Annotated in this window: 10 protein-coding genes; 7 read left to right on the forward strand and 3 right to left on the reverse strand. The window is 65.7% G+C overall.

Annotation, left to right across the window (positions count from 1 at the left end):
• Positions 1-41: 41 nt before the first annotated feature.
• The 3 genes from BSY239_RS07600 to BSY239_RS07610 are packed head-to-tail and all read right to left on the reverse strand — an operon-like array spanning position 42 to position 2,049.
• A complete protein-coding gene (locus tag BSY239_RS07600) occupies positions 42-887 on the reverse strand; it encodes a hydrolase 1, exosortase A system-associated (RefSeq protein WP_069046313.1) in 846 nt (281 codons plus the stop codon).
• Positions 884-1,792, reverse strand: coding sequence for a hydrolase 2, exosortase A system-associated (locus BSY239_RS07605; protein ID WP_083239867.1), 909 nt, complete (start codon positions 1,790-1,792; stop codon positions 884-886). The genes BSY239_RS07600 and BSY239_RS07605 overlap by 4 nt, the downstream gene beginning before the upstream one ends.
• Positions 1,789-2,049: an acyl carrier protein gene (locus BSY239_RS07610; RefSeq protein WP_069046314.1), complete on the reverse strand. Its 261-nt coding sequence runs from the start codon at positions 2,047-2,049 to the stop codon at positions 1,789-1,791. The genes BSY239_RS07605 and BSY239_RS07610 overlap by 4 nt, the downstream gene beginning before the upstream one ends.
• 110 nt (positions 2,050-2,159) lie before the next feature.
• Here BSY239_RS07610 and BSY239_RS07615 point away from each other — a divergent pair, with 110 nt between their 5' ends.
• The 7 genes from BSY239_RS07615 (at position 2,160) to prsT (ending at position 14,748) form a co-directional block, all read left to right on the forward strand.
• Complete coding sequence (locus tag BSY239_RS07615; protein ID WP_083239868.1) at positions 2,160-3,797, forward strand: acyl-CoA ligase (AMP-forming), exosortase A system-associated; 1,638 nt, start codon at positions 2,160-2,162, stop codon at positions 3,795-3,797.
• The gene (locus BSY239_RS07620) at positions 3,794-4,999 is read left to right on the forward strand and encodes a pyridoxal-dependent decarboxylase, exosortase A system-associated (protein WP_069046315.1); all 1,206 of its coding nucleotides are present in this window, start codon (positions 3,794-3,796) and stop codon (positions 4,997-4,999) included. Before BSY239_RS07615 ends, BSY239_RS07620 begins: the two co-directional genes overlap by 4 nt.
• 8 nt (positions 5,000-5,007) lie before the next feature.
• A complete protein-coding gene (locus BSY239_RS07625) occupies positions 5,008-6,963 on the forward strand; it encodes a hypothetical protein (protein ID WP_069046316.1) in 1,956 nt (651 codons plus the stop codon).
• Positions 6,964-7,047: 84 nt separating this feature from the next.
• The gene (locus BSY239_RS07630) at positions 7,048-8,442 is read left to right on the forward strand and encodes a TIGR03013 family XrtA/PEP-CTERM system glycosyltransferase (RefSeq protein WP_069046317.1); all 1,395 of its coding nucleotides are present in this window, start codon (positions 7,048-7,050) and stop codon (positions 8,440-8,442) included.
• A gap of 33 nt (positions 8,443-8,475) precedes the next feature.
• On the forward strand, positions 8,476-10,584 hold the full coding sequence (prsK, locus tag BSY239_RS07635) for an XrtA/PEP-CTERM system histidine kinase PrsK (RefSeq protein ID WP_069046318.1): 2,109 nt from the start codon (positions 8,476-8,478) through the stop codon (positions 10,582-10,584).
• Positions 10,581-11,942, forward strand: a complete 1,362-nt coding sequence (prsR, locus tag BSY239_RS07640; protein WP_069046319.1) for a PEP-CTERM-box response regulator transcription factor — start codon at positions 10,581-10,583, stop codon at positions 11,940-11,942. Before prsK ends, prsR begins: the two co-directional genes overlap by 4 nt.
• A 28-nt stretch (positions 11,943-11,970) precedes the next feature.
• Positions 11,971-14,748 (forward strand): XrtA/PEP-CTERM system TPR-repeat protein PrsT, encoded by a 2,778-nt coding sequence (prsT, locus tag BSY239_RS07645; RefSeq protein ID WP_069046320.1) that lies wholly within the window; start codon positions 11,971-11,973, stop codon positions 14,746-14,748.
• Positions 14,749-14,826 lie beyond the last annotated feature (78 nt).

Here is a 14,826-nt window from a genome sequence, read left to right on the forward strand (position 1 = left end):
CCTTTTCTATTGGAGCAGGGGTTTTGGACCCCGGGCCTTGCTCAGGGCAACTGTTGCAACCAGCTGCGGCTCAACTCGCCGCATTGACTGGCCGACTTCAGCGCCGAGCAGGTGTGGTCTGCGAGCGCAAGGGTGTGTTGGTCAAGGCACCTATGGTGATTCCACTCGGCCCACGCTGCGCCAAGGTTGGCGTGTTCCACGAACTCCTGTGCGGTCAGGTCGCGCTCGCTGAGCAGCAGCAGAATGGGTGAGTCAAAGGCGCGCCAGGCATGAGCCATCCGCGCCTGGAAGCTCTGTGTTGCCGGTGGGGCGCCTGACATGCCAAGCACGTTCACCCCCAACTCCTTCAAGGCGTTCCAACTCACGCGGCCCTTGAACAACTTTCGCCAGAACCCAGGCTCCCGCAGTCTCTGCCAGTAGTAATGTTTCACCCGCGCCCGAGCCAGACTCACCTCGCTCCTCACCCAGGGATTGAGCAGCGCCAAACCGGCAACGCGAGCGTCGTGGGTAGCGTCCACATAGAGCAGACTGGCCGAAGCGCCGTCGCACAGGCCCCACAGCACCACGCGTTCAACGCCTGGGTGCCGCTGTTGAAACCCGTCGATGGCCGCAGCGATGTGCGGCGCGGAGTCTTCGAACGAAGGCAGCTCGCCCGGGCTGTCGCCCATGCCGGGCAAGTCGAATCTAAGCACCGGGAAGCCGCCATCGGCGAGATAGCGCGCAAGTTGCACAAATTGGCGGTGGCTGCCGGCGCGGTACTGGGCGCCGCCGACCACGATGACCACGCCGGTGTTTTGCAGGGGCTTGCCTGTGGGCGGCAGGCTGACGATGCCCAGCATGTCGAAGCCTTCGCCGTGCAACCACATGCTGTGTTCGTTGATGCTCATGCTGCGTGCTCCCCATCGGCGCTCATTGCTTGCAGGGTGGCAGCAATCAGGGCGGGGGCTTCGTCGGTGCCGACGGTTTGCCAGAACGCCGGTCCGGTCACGGCTTGGGCGTTCACCGCCCATCCTGCGGCGCGCCAGGTGTCCAGGTGTGCCGTGGCTGCAGGGCCGAGGGCGGGCTCGGGCTGGGTGGATGTTTTCAGCCAGACCAACCGGCCGGGCGCTTCTGTGGCCACTGCTTGCATGCGGGCTGCGCCCATGCCGGTGGCCAGGGACGAGGTGAGGGTGTAGCCGGCAATGTCCACCGATTGGCCAGACGCCAGTGCCTTCGCGGGCGATTCTCCCTTGCTGCCTTCGCCCAGCCACTGGCCGGCGGCGTGCAGCCTCAGAAACTGCTGAAGCATCTGCTGGCCGTTGATGATCGGTTGCCAGAGCAGCAGGTGGGGCGCCTGCGGCAGCCGGGCCGCCAACACGGTGGCGAGCAGGCAACCCCCGCGCATGCCCCAAAGCCAGAGCGGGCCCTGCGCGTGATCGATCAGCCAGTCGTGGGCGTGTTGGGCGTCTTGCAGCCACGCTTCCCAGGTGGCGTCCACCAGTTCACCTTCGCTGTCGCCGCAGCCGAGCAGGTCGATCTGCAACACGGCGAACCCGGCCTGCGCCAAGGCACGCGCTTGTTGTGCCACCGCGCGGCGGGTGGTATTGAGTTCTTCGGCAAACGGGTGCAGGTAAAGCACGCGGCCTTTCGGCGCGCCCTGCGGCGGGTGAAACAGGCAGAAGCGCTGGCCGGTGGGCGTGGGCAGAAAGAACGCCTGGGGCAGGCCTGGGCGTTCGGTGGCGGTAGCTGGAGGACCTTCGCCCTGCAGGTTGAGGTGCGAGCTCGCTTGGGAACGGTCCGGCGCTGCGTTCATGCGCCGGTGCTGCTCAGGTGTTGTTCGACCAGATCGGTGAGGCTGCCGACGGTGGCGAACACGGCGCCGTTGAGTTCGTCGTCTTCAAAGGCGATACCGAAGTGATCCTCAAGCCCGGTGATGAGCGCGAGCACGGCCATGGAGTCGAGCTCGGGCAGGTCGCCGAGCAGGGGTGTGCTGCGGTCGAAGCCGAGGGCGCGGCCCTGCAGGCTGAGGGCTTGGTCGAGCACGCGCAGGACTTGGTCGGTGACGTTCATGAGGGCGATCGGGTGGGCTGACGGAGAAGGGACGGGGCGTGCTGGGATTCTAGAGAAAGGGCGTGCCTGGCGAGCGCGATGCCGTGCGGCCATGGCTTAACATCCGCCGCATGCCCCACGCGCCGGATTTCAGCGAGAGTCTGCCCCCCGTTTTGCTGCACGATCTGCCGGCCCGCGCCGCAGCTCTGTGGCCGACACAGCGCGCATTGACATCGGGCGATCAACACCTCTTGTACGTCGAGCTGCAAGCGCAGGTGAACGCATTCGCCAGCGGGTTGTTGTCCCTGGGGCTGAGCCCGGGTGAACGCGTGGCGGTGTTTCTGGAAAAGCGTGTGGAAGCCGTGGCGGCCAGTTTTGCCGCGCCGGCCGCCGGTGGCGTGCTGGTGCCGGTGAACCCGCTGCTCAAGCCGGCGCAGGTGGTGCACATCCTTCAGGACTCGGGCGCGCGGGTGCTGCTGACTTCTGCTTCACGCCTTGCCCTATTGGGCGCCGCGCTGGACGAATGTCCAACGCTGCGCCATGTGGTGGTGTGCGAGGGAGCCACGACCGTTGCTTCATCGGGCTTCGCCGTGCAGGCGTGGCCCGATCTGCTGCTGACGCCTCCGGCCACCCTGCCGGCGCGGCTTGAATCCGACGTGGCCGCCATCTTCTACACCTCGGGCAGCACCGGGCGGCCCAAGGGGGTGGTGCTGTCGCACCGCAACCTGGTGGCCGGCGCCATCAGCGTGGCGGGCTACCTCAACAACCGCGCGTCGGACACCTTGCTCGCGGCCTTGCCGCTGTCGTTCGACGCCGGCTTCAGCCAGCTGACCACGGCGTTTCTGGTGGGCGCGCGCGTGGTCTTGCTCAACTACCTGCTGCCGCGCGACGTGCTGCAGGCCATGGCGAAAGAACAGGTCACGGGCCTGACGGCGGTACCGCCGCTCTACATGCAACTGGCCGCCCTCGACTGGCCGGCCGAGGCCACGCGCTCGCTGCGCTACTGGGCCAACACGGGTGGGCGCATGCCACGGGCCACGCTCGATCGTTTGCGCGACTGTGTGCCCGAGGCTCAGCCCTTTTTGATGTACGGCTTGACCGAAGCCTTCCGATCCAGTTACCTGCCACCCGCCGAGGTGGACCGGCGGCCCGATTCGATGGGCCGGGCGATCCCGAACGTGCACATTCACGTGCTGCGCGACAACGGCACCGAGTGCGACCCGGATGAGCCCGGCGAACTGGTGCACCGCGGCCCACTGGTGGCCCTGGGTTACTGGAACCGGCCCGATGAGACGGCCCAGCGTTTTCGCCCCCTGCCGCCTGCGCTGTCGGCCGGTCGAGAAGGCCTGGTTTCGACGGAGATCGCGGTGTTCTCGGGCGACACGGTGCGGCGCGATGCCGACGGCTTCCTGTATTTCGTGGGTCGTCGCGACGAGATGATCAAGACCTCGGGCTACCGGGTGAGCCCGACCGAGGTGGAGGAGGCGGTGCACGCCAGCGGGTTGGTGCGCGAAGTGCTGGCCGTGGGTGTGGCGCACGAGACGCTGGGGCAGGTGATCCATGTGGCTGCGGTTGCGGTGGATGCCGGCGACACCGCGGCGCTGCTGGCCCACTGCCGCGCGCAGATGCCCGGCTACATGGTGCCCACCGCCGTGCACTGGTCGACTGAACCCTTGCCGCGCAACCCCAACGGCAAACTGGACCGCCCACGCTGGAAAGCCGAATGGGAACGCAGCCTTCAAAGCCCCCACAACCAAGGCCCGACATGAGACCGACCGATATCTTGAATGGCGAACTGTGCGTGGGCGGTTTGCCGCTGACACGGCTGGCCGAGCGCGTGGGTCAGACGCCTTTTTACGCTTACGACCGCACCTTGCTGGCTTCGCGCGTGGCCTCCGTGCGCGCGGCCTTGCCGGCGGGCATTGGCCTTCACTACGCCGTGAAGGCCAATCCGATGCCGGCACTGGTGGGCTTCATGCGGCCACTGGTGGATGGGCTCGATGTGGCTTCTGCGGGCGAAATGGCGGTGGCGCTCGACGCGGGTGCCGACCCCTTGCACGTGAGCTTTGCAGGACCTGGCAAGCGCGAGGTGGAGTTGGTACAGGCGGTAGCTGCTGGCGTGCTGGTGAACCTGGAGTCGATGCGCGAAGTGGCGCTGCTCGCGAGCGCCTCGCAACGCCTGGGCCTGCCTGCGCGCGTGGCCGTGCGCATCAACCCCGACTTCGACTTGCGCGGCGCCGGCATGCGCATGGGCGGTGGCGCCAAACCCTTCGGTGTGGACACCGAGCAGGTGCCTTCGGTGCTCAAGGCCATCGGCGCTGCGGGCCTGCAGTTCGAAGGCTTTCACCTGTACCCGGGCTCACAAAACCTCAAGGGTGATCTCATCGCGCAGGCGCTGACCCAGAGCCACGAACTGGTGGTGCGTTTGGCGAGCGATGCGCCCACGCCGGTGAAACACGTCAACCTGGGCGGCGGCTGGGGCATTCCGTATTTCCCGGGCGAACAACCGCTGGACCTGGCCCCGGTGAGCGATGCGCTGGCTGGCGTCCTGCAGCGCATGGCGGCTGAGCTGCCCGGCGCCCACGCGGTGCTGGAGCTCGGCCGTTACCTCGTGGGCGAGGCCGGTGTCTACGTGGCCCGTGTGCTCGACCGCAAGGTCTCGCGCGGCCAGGTGTTTCTCGTCACCGATGGCGGCATGCACCACCACCTGGCGGCCTCGGGCAACTTCGGGCAGGTGATCCGGCGCAACTACCCGGTGGCCATCGGCAACCGCATGGCCGCCACGGAGCGTGAAGTGGCGTCGGTGGTCGGTCCGCTGTGCACGCCGCTGGATGTGCTGGCCGAGCGCATGGAGGTGGCCTGTGCCGAGCCGGGCGATCTGGTGGTCGTGTTCCAGTCAGGCGCCTACGGTCCCAGCGCCAGCCCGCAGGCGTTTCTGGGCCACCCGCGCTGCGCGGAAGTGCTGGTCTGAAGCCGCGCATGGCACGGTGGGCGCCGGGCTGGCGGGGTGCGGGCGTGCTGCTGCTGGCGGGTTTGCTGGGGCTGGCCGCACTGAGCTTGTCGACCCGGCATCCCGTGGCCCCGATGGTGGTTTCGGTGGGGATCTTGCTGACTGCGGTGTGGGTGGGCTGGCGGCCCGAAGCGATGTGGTTTCTGCTGCCCGCCTTGCTGCCGGTGATGAGTTTTGCGCCCTGGACCGGTTGGACGCTGATCGACGAGTCGGACCTGCTGGTGATGGCCTGCCTGGTGGGCGGGTTCGTGCGATGTGCGCTGAACGGGAGTTCGCGCGAAGACGATGCAAGAAAATTAGGTGAGCGCGTCTTCGTGGCCCTGTGGTGCTTGCTCGCGCTCACGTTGGTTTGGGGCGTTTGGCTGGGACTGCGTGACGCAGGTGCGGACTGGCCGGCGCTGCTGCGGGACGAGGCCGCACTGTACGCACCGCACGACAGCGCCTGGAACACCCTGCGTGTGGCCAAGAGCCTGGTCTGGGCCCTCCTGCTGGGCGCGCTCATGTGGGCGCACTCGCCGGCGCTCAAGCCAGCCGCCTGGGTGGCGCGCGGCATGGTGGCCGGTTTGGTGCTGGTGTGCCTGGTGGTGCTGTGGGAACGCGTGGTTTACGCCGGCCTGTTCGATTTCAGCCTGCCGTACCGCACCAGCGCCTGGTTCTGGGAAATGCACGTGGGCGGCGGCGCGATCGACGCTTACCTCGCCATGGCGCTGCCCTTTGCCTTCTGGGCCGTGTGGACAGCGCCCACCGCGTGGCGCTGGGCAGCGGCCAATGGCCTGGTGGTGGTGTCGGTGTACACCGTGCTCACCACCTATTCGCGCGGCGTCTACCTCGCGGTGTTGATCTCGCTCGTGTTCATGGCGGTGAGCGCCTGGCGTTTGAAACTGGCGCCCGCCGCGGGGGCGGCCTGGGGCCGGCGCACGCTGGGCAGCCTGCTGCTGGTGTTGGGCCTGGAGGGTCTGCTGGTGTTTGGAGGGGGCTCGTTCATGGCGAACCGGCTCGCGAGTTCGGATGTCGACCTGGTGGGGCGCGTCGTGCACTGGCAGTCCGGCGTGGGCTTGCTCAAGGCGCCGGCTGACTGGGTGCAGGGGCTGGGTGTTGGGCGGTTTTCAGCGCATTACAGCCGCGAAGTGCAGGGCGGTGGGTACCCAGGCCGAGCCGACTGGCAGCGTTCCGCCGCCGGTGTGCCGCAGGTTGCGCTGTCCGGTCCCGCGTCCGAAGGTCAGCGCGAAGGCTACTTTGCGCTGACGCAGCGGGTCGACGTGGGCACGGTGGGCGGCCATCGCGTTCGCTTGCGCGCCCACAGCGATCAGCCGGCGGATCTGTTGGTGAGTGTTTGCGAGCGGCACTTGCTTTACGAGTTTCGGTGTGAGTGGCAGTGGGTCGCCGTGCCCGTGTCCGAGGTCAGCGAAGGCTTCATCGAGGTCGTGCTGGCCGGCGACGCGTTGGATGACCGCAGCGCGCGAGAGCAGCTGCGCCAGGGCGTGCTGGCCGTGGCCCCCGCGCAGGGCGGTTCAACCGTGCACGTGCAGAGCCTAGAGTTGTTCGACGCGGGCGGGCGTCAACTGCTGAAGAACCATGAGTTCGGCGCCGGCCTGCAGCACTGGTTTCCGATGGCCCTGGGCTATTTCCAGCCCTGGCACATCGACAACCTGTATCTGGACGTGCTGATCGAGCGCGGTCTCGTTGGTCTGGCTGTCTTTGCGCTCTGGGTGTTCTGGGTGGGCATTTCGCTGTATGGGGGCTTGCAAAGGCGCAATCCCCTAGCCTGGGTGATGGCCGGCGCCGTGCTTGGAATGTTGAGTCTGGGTTCCGTGATCAGTGTCACGGAAGTGCCGCGTGTTCTGCTGATACTGACCCTGTTGCTGTGGTCAAGCGGCACGATTCGTGGACAAATAGAGGGTGTTTCACGGTGTAACCGGTTGTAGTCATTTGGATTACGCGGTAAGGTACCCGGTGGTGTCAAAAGTCGCTTGACACCATGATTCGAAAATACACATGGACGTTCTGTTTTGATCAAGATTTTTAACCACTATTTCCACCGTCGAACGGTGCTCCAGGTCATGCTTGACATGGGTCTGGTGGTGGGGGCACTGATCGTGGCGATGTTCGTCCAGTCCAATTCCACAGTGCTCAACGCCTCTGTGGTCACCGAAGGATTGAGCCGCGGTGTGCTCATGGCGCTGGGCATGTTGGCCGTGAATTCCGCGCTTGGCTTCTACGAACGCACCCGCAGCAAGACCACCGGTCAGATGCGCGCACGCGCCGTGTTGTCTTTTGTACTGTCTGGCGTCATTGCCGTGGGCGTGTTGTGGTTCCTGCCGCTGGAGCCTTCTTACGATGCCAAATGGGTCGCGCTGGTCGTGTTGGGCACCACGGGGTTCATGTTGACCCACCGGGTTCTGGTGGGCGAGATGCTGCCCAAGTCGCTGACCCGGCGCAAGGTGCTGGTGTACGGCACCGGTGAACGCGCCCAGATGGTGGGCAAGTCCCTGACCCACGCCAGCGCCAACGTCGAGCTGGTGGGCTACTATGCCAGCCCGAATGAAACCGACCACCGCGTGACGTCTTGGGCCACGTTGGGTCCTGGTGAGCGCCTCAACGATCTGGTCACGCGCACCGGCGTGGACGAAATCGTGGTCGCTCTGACCGAACGGCGTGGCGGCAGCATGCCCATGCGCGAGCTGCTCGATTGCAAGCTCCAGGGCGTGCGCGTGTCCGACATCGCCACCTACTTTGAACAAAACCTGGGCCAGATCCGGCTGGAGTCGGCCTCAGCCGGCTGGCTGATCTTTGGTGAAGGCTTCAACCAGGGCTTCGTGCGCACCTCGGTCAAACGCCTGTTCGACATCGCCGGTGCGCTGGTGCTGATCGTGGTCTCGCTGCCCATCATGGTGTTGACCGCGCTGGCCATCAAGCTGGAGAGTCCGGGCCCGATCCTGTACCGCCAGGAGCGCGTGGGCCTGGACAGCAAAACCTTCAACGTGGTGAAGTTCCGCAGCATGCGCACCGACGCCGAAAAAGACGGCGTGCCGCGCTGGGCCACCGCGGCCGACAGCCGCGTCACCCGCATCGGCCGCGTGATCCGCAAACTGCGCATTGACGAGTTGCCTCAGTTGTTCGGCGTGCTCACGGGCGACATGAGCCTCGTGGGCCCGCGCCCCGAGCGGCCTTATTTTGTGGACCAGCTCACGCAGGACATTCCGTTTTACGCGGTTCGTCACAGCGTGAAACCAGGTGTGACTGGCTGGGCGCAGGTCAGTTACCAGTACGGCGCGTCGCGCGAAGACACGGTCGAGAAGCTGCAATACGACCTCTACTACGTGAAGAACCACTCGCTCTTCCTCGATCTGGTGATCCTTTTCGAGACCATCGGCGTGGTGCTGACGGGCAAAGGTGCCCAGTAAAGCGCTCGGACCCGTGACGGCGCGGCAACCGGCATGATCGGCGTCGACAACTCCCTGATGGCCTGGGGCTTTGCTGCCGCGGCCCTGGCCTATGCGCTGCTGGGTTTCCTGGTGGCCCGCCAGGGTTACCTCAAGCGACCGGTGAACCGCCCCGGCGTGGCCATCTTGCTGGCTGCTGTGCTCACCACGACTTGGGCGGGCTTGAGCCTGCTGGCCCTGGCGGCACCCATCTGGTGGGTGTGGGCTGCGGTGGCCGATGTCTGCCGCTACGCCGCGTGGTTTGCTTTCATCGTGTTCCTCTTCCGGGCCAGCGCCGATCAGGGGAGGGCGCTGGATGCTGCGCCCTGGATGGCACCACTGGCCGTGGCGTTGCCACTGTTGAGCCTGCTCAGCCTGGTGTTTTCGGCCATCTGGTTCCAGCCTTCAGGCGGAGCGCCGGTCGGTCTGTTCCTGAGCATGATGCTGCTGTCGGTGCTGGGTCTGGTGCTGGTGGAGCAGCTGTTTCGCAACCTGCCCGAAGACGCGCTCTGGAGCGCCAAGCCGATTTGTCTGGGGCTGGCCGGCATCTTCCTGTTCGACCTGTATCTGTACTCGCAGGCGGTGCTGTTTGCCGGCATCGACCAGGACGCCTGGAACATCCGCGGCATCGTGCACGCGGCCTTGATGCCGCTGCTGCTGCTGTCCACCACGCGGCACCGCAACTGGATCGCCAAGATCCGCGTCTCGCGCAAGGTGGTGTTCCATTCGGCCACGCTGCTCATGGCCGGCGGCTATCTGCTGTTCATTGCCGGCGTTGGTTACTACGTGCGCTATTTCGGCAGCGACTGGGGCCGCGCCTTGCAGCTGGCACTGGTGTTCTTGGCGCTGGTGTTGTTGATTGCACTGGCGCTGTCGCGCTCGTTCCGGGCGCACCTGCGGGTGATGCTGGGCAAACACTTTTTCAGCTACCGGTACGACTACCGCGAAGAGTGGCTCAAGTTCACCCAGACGCTGTCCACCCAGAGCGCACCGGGGGAGACGGGGCTGAACGTGATCCGTGGCCTGGCCGACATGCTGGAAAGCCCGGCCGGAGCACTGTGGCTGCGCCGGCCTGATGAAAAGCTCTACCGCCAGGTGGCGCGCTGGAACCTGCCGCAGCAGTCGCAGACCGAACCGGTGGACTCGGCCTTGCTGGACTTCATGCACCGCACCGGCTGGGTGGTCAACCTCGAGGAATACCGCGTTTCACCCGATCGCTACGAGAACCTCACCTTGCCCGACTGGTTGCAGGCACAAGCGCAGGCCTGGCTTCTGGTGCCGCTGTGGCTGGGCAACGAGCTGCTGGGTTTTGTGGTGCTGGGCAGCCCCCGAACCCGCATGGACGTGAACTGGGAAGTCACCGATCTGCTCAAGACCGCAGGTCGCCAAGCCGCGAGTTTTCTGGCGCAGATGCAGTCGACCGAAGCCTTGCTGGAGGCGCGCAAGTTCGAAGCCTTCAGCCGCATGTCGGCCTTTGTGGTGCACGACCTCAAGAACATCGTGACCCAGCTCTCGCTGATGGTGAAGAACGCCAAGCGGCTGAGCCACAACCCCGAGTTCCAGGCCGACATGCTGATGACGGTGGAGAACTCGCTGGAGCGCATGCGCCAGCTCATGCTGCAGCTGCGCGAGGGGGCTGCTCCGGGCGGAGCGGCGGTGGGGGTCGACCTGGGCCGCATCGCGCAAGGCCTGGCGCAAAGCGTGTCGCGCCGTGGTCGCGAGCTTGAGGTCGATGTGCAGCCCCGTGTGGCCACGCGGGGCCATGAAGACCGGCTTGAGCGCGTCATGGGCCACCTGGTGAACAACGCGCTGGACGCCACCGAATCGCCCCAACGGGTGTGGCTCAAGATCGACCGTTTTGGCAGCCATGCGCGCGTGGAAGTCGGGGACAATGGCATGGGCATGTCCGAGAGCTTCGTGCAGGAGCGGCTGTTCAAGCCGTTCCAGACCACCAAGGAAGCCGGCATGGGCATCGGCGCCTACGAGAGTTTTCAGTACGTGCAGGAGCTGGGGGGCAAGGTGAGCGTCGACAGCAGGGAAGGCGAGGGGACCGTGGTCACGCTCCTGCTGCCGCTGATCGAGTCGTTCCAGGAATCCGACTGGCATCAATTGGGAGAGGCATGAGCGCAGACAAAGGCCCGCAGTTGCTGATCGTGGAAGACGATCTGGCACTGCAGAAACAAATCAAATGGTCGCTCGACCAGTTCGCTTCCGCCACCGCGGACGATCGAGAGAGCGCTCTCACACAACTGCGTCGCCACGCGCCCGCCGTCGTCACCATGGACCTGGGCCTGCCGCCCGACGCGGACGGCACCGACGAGGGCTTCAAGTTGCTGGAGCAGATCGTGGTCTCGTCGCCCGACACCAAGGTGATTGTGCTCACCGGTCAGAACGGCCAGTCCAACGCGCTCAAGGCCATTGCCATGGGTGCCTACGACTTCCTGGCCAAGCCCTTCGAGCCTGAAATGCTCAACCTCACGGTGGAGCGGGCGTTCCGCCTGCACGAGCTGCAAACCGAAAACGCACGCCTGCAGTCCATGCGCCAGGCCGACACCTTGTCCGGCCTGATCACGCGCGATCCCGACGTGCTGCGTGTGTGCCGCACCATCGAAAAGGTGGCCAACACCGGCGCCACCGTGATGCTGCTGGGTGAGAGTGGCACCGGCAAGGAGGTTCTGGCCCGAGGACTGCACCAGTCGTCCAACCGCAGGGCAGGGCGCTTTGTGGCCATCAACTGCGCGGCCATTCCCGAGAATCTGCTGGAGAGCGAGCTCTTCGGCTATGAAAAGGGTTCGTTCACCGGCGCGGCCAAGACCACGCTGGGCAAGATCGAAACCGCCAACGGCGGCACGCTCATGCTCGACGAGATCGGCGACTTGCCCATGCCGTTGCAAGCCAAGCTGTTGCGCTTCTTGCAGGAACGTGTCATCGAACGGGTGGGCGGCCGCCAGGAGATCCCGGTCGATGTGCGTATCGTCTGCGCCACCCACCAGGACCTGAAGCAGCTCACCACCGAAGGCCGCTTCCGCGAAGATCTGTATTACCGGCTGGCCGAGATCGTGGTCAACATCCCCCCGCTGCGCGCGCGTGTGGGCGATGCCGCCTTGCTGGCCCACGCCTTCACCAAGCGTTTTGCAATGGAACAAAACCGGCGCAACCTGTCTCTGTCCGAGGACGCGCTGCGGGCCATCGAGGCGCACACCTGGCCAGGCAACATCCGCGAACTTGAAAACTGCATCAAACGCGCCACCATCATGGCCGACGGCAGCCAGGTCACTGCGGACGACCTGGGGCTGGCGGTCCCGGCGGGCGAAGAGGGTGATGCGTCGCTGGACCTGCGCACCGTGCGTGACGAGGCCGAGAAAAAGGCGGTGATTGCTGCGCTGGCCCGCTCCAACGGGAACGTGCTCAAGGCGGCCGAGCTGCTGGGTGTGAGTCGACCCACCCTGTACGACCTGATGCACCGCCTCGGTTTGAAATGACACCCCGCTTGATCAAGAGGAGCACTCCATGAAACACACAACCAACCCATGGCGCATTGCGCCGGTGGCCTTGTCCATCGCCCTGCTGCTCGCGGCTTGCGGCAACAGCGATCCGCAGAAGATGGTGGAGTCCGCGCGGGAGTACATGGACAAGAAGGACAACGCCGCGGCGATCATCCAGCTCAAGAACGCACTGCAGGAAAAGCCCGACCTCGCCGAAGCGCGCTTCCTGCTGGGCAAGGCACTGCTCGCCAACGGCGATCCGGTGGGTGGCCAGACCGAACTGCAAAAAGCATTGGATCTGGGTCACGCAGCCGACGAAGTCACGCCCTTGCTGGCCCGCAGCCGCTTGATGCAGGGTCAGTTCGCCGGGGTGACCAAAGACTACGCCGCCGTGCAACTGGGCAACGCCGAGTCCAACGCCACCCTCAAGACCCTGGTGGCTGTGGCCTGGCGCCAGCAGGGCAACCAGGATGCCTTCCAGAAAAGTCTGCAAGAGGCGCTCACCGCCAAACCCGACCACGAGCCGGCGCTGATTGAACAGGCCCGGCTCAAGGCGGCCCAGCGCGACTTTGACGGTGCTTTGGGTGTTCTGACGGCGCTGCTGGCCAAATCGCCCAAGAACGAAGACGCGCTCAAGCTGCGCGGCGACATCCTGCTCTACGGCAAGAACGAGCCCGACCAGGCCTTGGCCGCTTACCGCGAATCGGCCGCTGCCCGGCCCAAGTTCCAGGAAGGACAGGGCGGCGTGGTGCGCGTGTTGCTCAGCCAGGGCAAGCTCGACGAAGCTGCCAAGGAAATCGAAACCCTCAAGACCTTCGCGGCCGGCTACCCGCAAACCCTCACCCTGCAGGCCCAGCTGGCGCTGCAGAAGAACGAACTGCCCGCCGCGCGCGAACACGCGCAGCAACTGCTCAAGCTCACGCCGAACAACCCCACTGCGCTGGAGCTCGCCGGCTCGATCGAGTACCAGCTCAACTCCATGGTGCAGGCCGAAGCCCTGCTGGCGCGCGCGGTGCAGGCCGCGCCGCAACTACGCGTGGCGCGCCGGGTGCTGGTGTTGACCTACCTGCGCACCGGTCAGGTGGATCGCGCCATCGCCGCCTTGCCCGCCGACATCGCCACCAACGACTCCGACCCGGCGCTCCTGTCGGTGGCCGGGCAAGCGCACATGGTCAAGGGAGATGTTGAGCTGGCGCAGCAGTTCTTCACCCGCGCCTCCAGGCTCGACCCCACCGACCCCACGAAACGCACCACGCTGGCCCTGAGCCAGATGGCGACGGGCAATGCCGAATCGGCGCTCGGTGAGCTGCAGGACATCGCGTCGTCCGACGCCGGCGTGGTGGCCGACATGGCGTTGATCAACGCCCACATGCGCCGCCGCGACGTGGACAAGGCCTTGGTGGCCATCGACGGACTGCAGAAAAAACGCGCCAACGATCCGCTGCCGCACCAGTTGCGCGGCCGCGCACTGCTGTTGCGCAACGACCGCGCGGCGGCACGCAGCTCGTTCGAGCAAGCCCTCAAGATCGACCCCGGCTACTTTGCCGCCACCGCTGCTCTGGCCGCGCTGGACATCGTGGACCGCAAGCCGCAAGACGCGCAGCAGCGGATGGAGGCGGTGCTCAAGACCAACCCCGCCAACCCCCAGGCCTTGATGGCCCTCGCCGAAATCAAGGCTGGATCGGGCGCGGGCAAGCAGGAGGTCATCGACTTGATCCAGAAAGCGATCGACGCAGCGCCCACCGACAAGACCCCCCGGTTGATGCTGGTCGAGTACCACCTGCGCCAGAACGACGCCAAGGCCGCCTTGACCTCCGCACAAAGCGCGGCTGTGGCCTTGCCCGACGTACCCGAGCTGGTGGATGCGCTGGGTCGCGCCCAGGCCGCCAATGGTGAAAACAACCAGGCCATGAGCAGCTTCAACAAGTTGGTCGGGCTGATGCCGACGTCGCCTTTGCCCTACCTGCGTATGGCCACCGTGCACGTGGCCGCCAAGGACAACTCCGCCGCCATCACCAGCCTGCGCAAGGCACTGGATGCACAACCCAACCTGCTGGCGGCCCAGCGCGGCTTGGCGGAGCTGTTGCTCAAGACCAACCAGGCCAGCGAGGCGGTGGCCATCAGCAAGACCGTGCAGACCCAGCGGCCGAAGGAAAGCGCGGGCTTCCTGCTGGAAGGGGATGTGCAGGCGACCAACAAAAACTGGCCCGCGGCCGCCGCGGCCTACCAGGCCGGCTTGAAAGTGGCTCCTGGGCCCGAACTCGTCATCAAGCTGCACACCGCACTCACGCAAGGCGGCAAGGCCGCCGATGCGCAGCGCCTGACCACCGAATGGCAGCGCTCGAATCCGAACGACGCAGCCGTGCCGCTGTACCTCGGCGACCGCGCCATTGCGAGCAACCAGCTGAACGAAGCGCAGCGCCATTACGACCGCGTGATTGCCCTGCAGCCCAACAACGCGCTCGCCTTGAACAACATGGCATGGGTGGCGGGCAAGCTGGGCCGGGCTGACGCAGTGGCGCTGGCGGAAAAGGCCAACGAGGTGGCTCCGAACCAGCCTGCCTTCATGGACACACTGGCCTTGTTGCTTTCCGAGAAGAACGAACACGCGCGCGCGCTTACCCTGCAGAAGAAGGTGGTGGAACTCCAGCCCAACACGCCTTTGTTCAAGCTCAACCTGGCGAAGATCCACATCAAGGCCGGCGACAAGGCCGCTGCCAAACCGCTGCTGGATGAGTTGACCGCCTTGGGAGACAAGTTTTCCGGTCAAGCGGAAGTCACCCAACTCAAGGGTTCGCTGTGAGACCCGTGCGTCGGCATTCTTTACATCTTGGGTGCCTCAGGCCCGAGGGAAAATCAGCCAGCGCCAATTGCCTCACCA

The sequence above is a fragment of the Hydrogenophaga sp. RAC07 genome, assembly GCF_001713375.1.
Taxonomy (GTDB): Bacteria; Pseudomonadota; Gammaproteobacteria; order Burkholderiales; family Burkholderiaceae_C; genus Hydrogenophaga.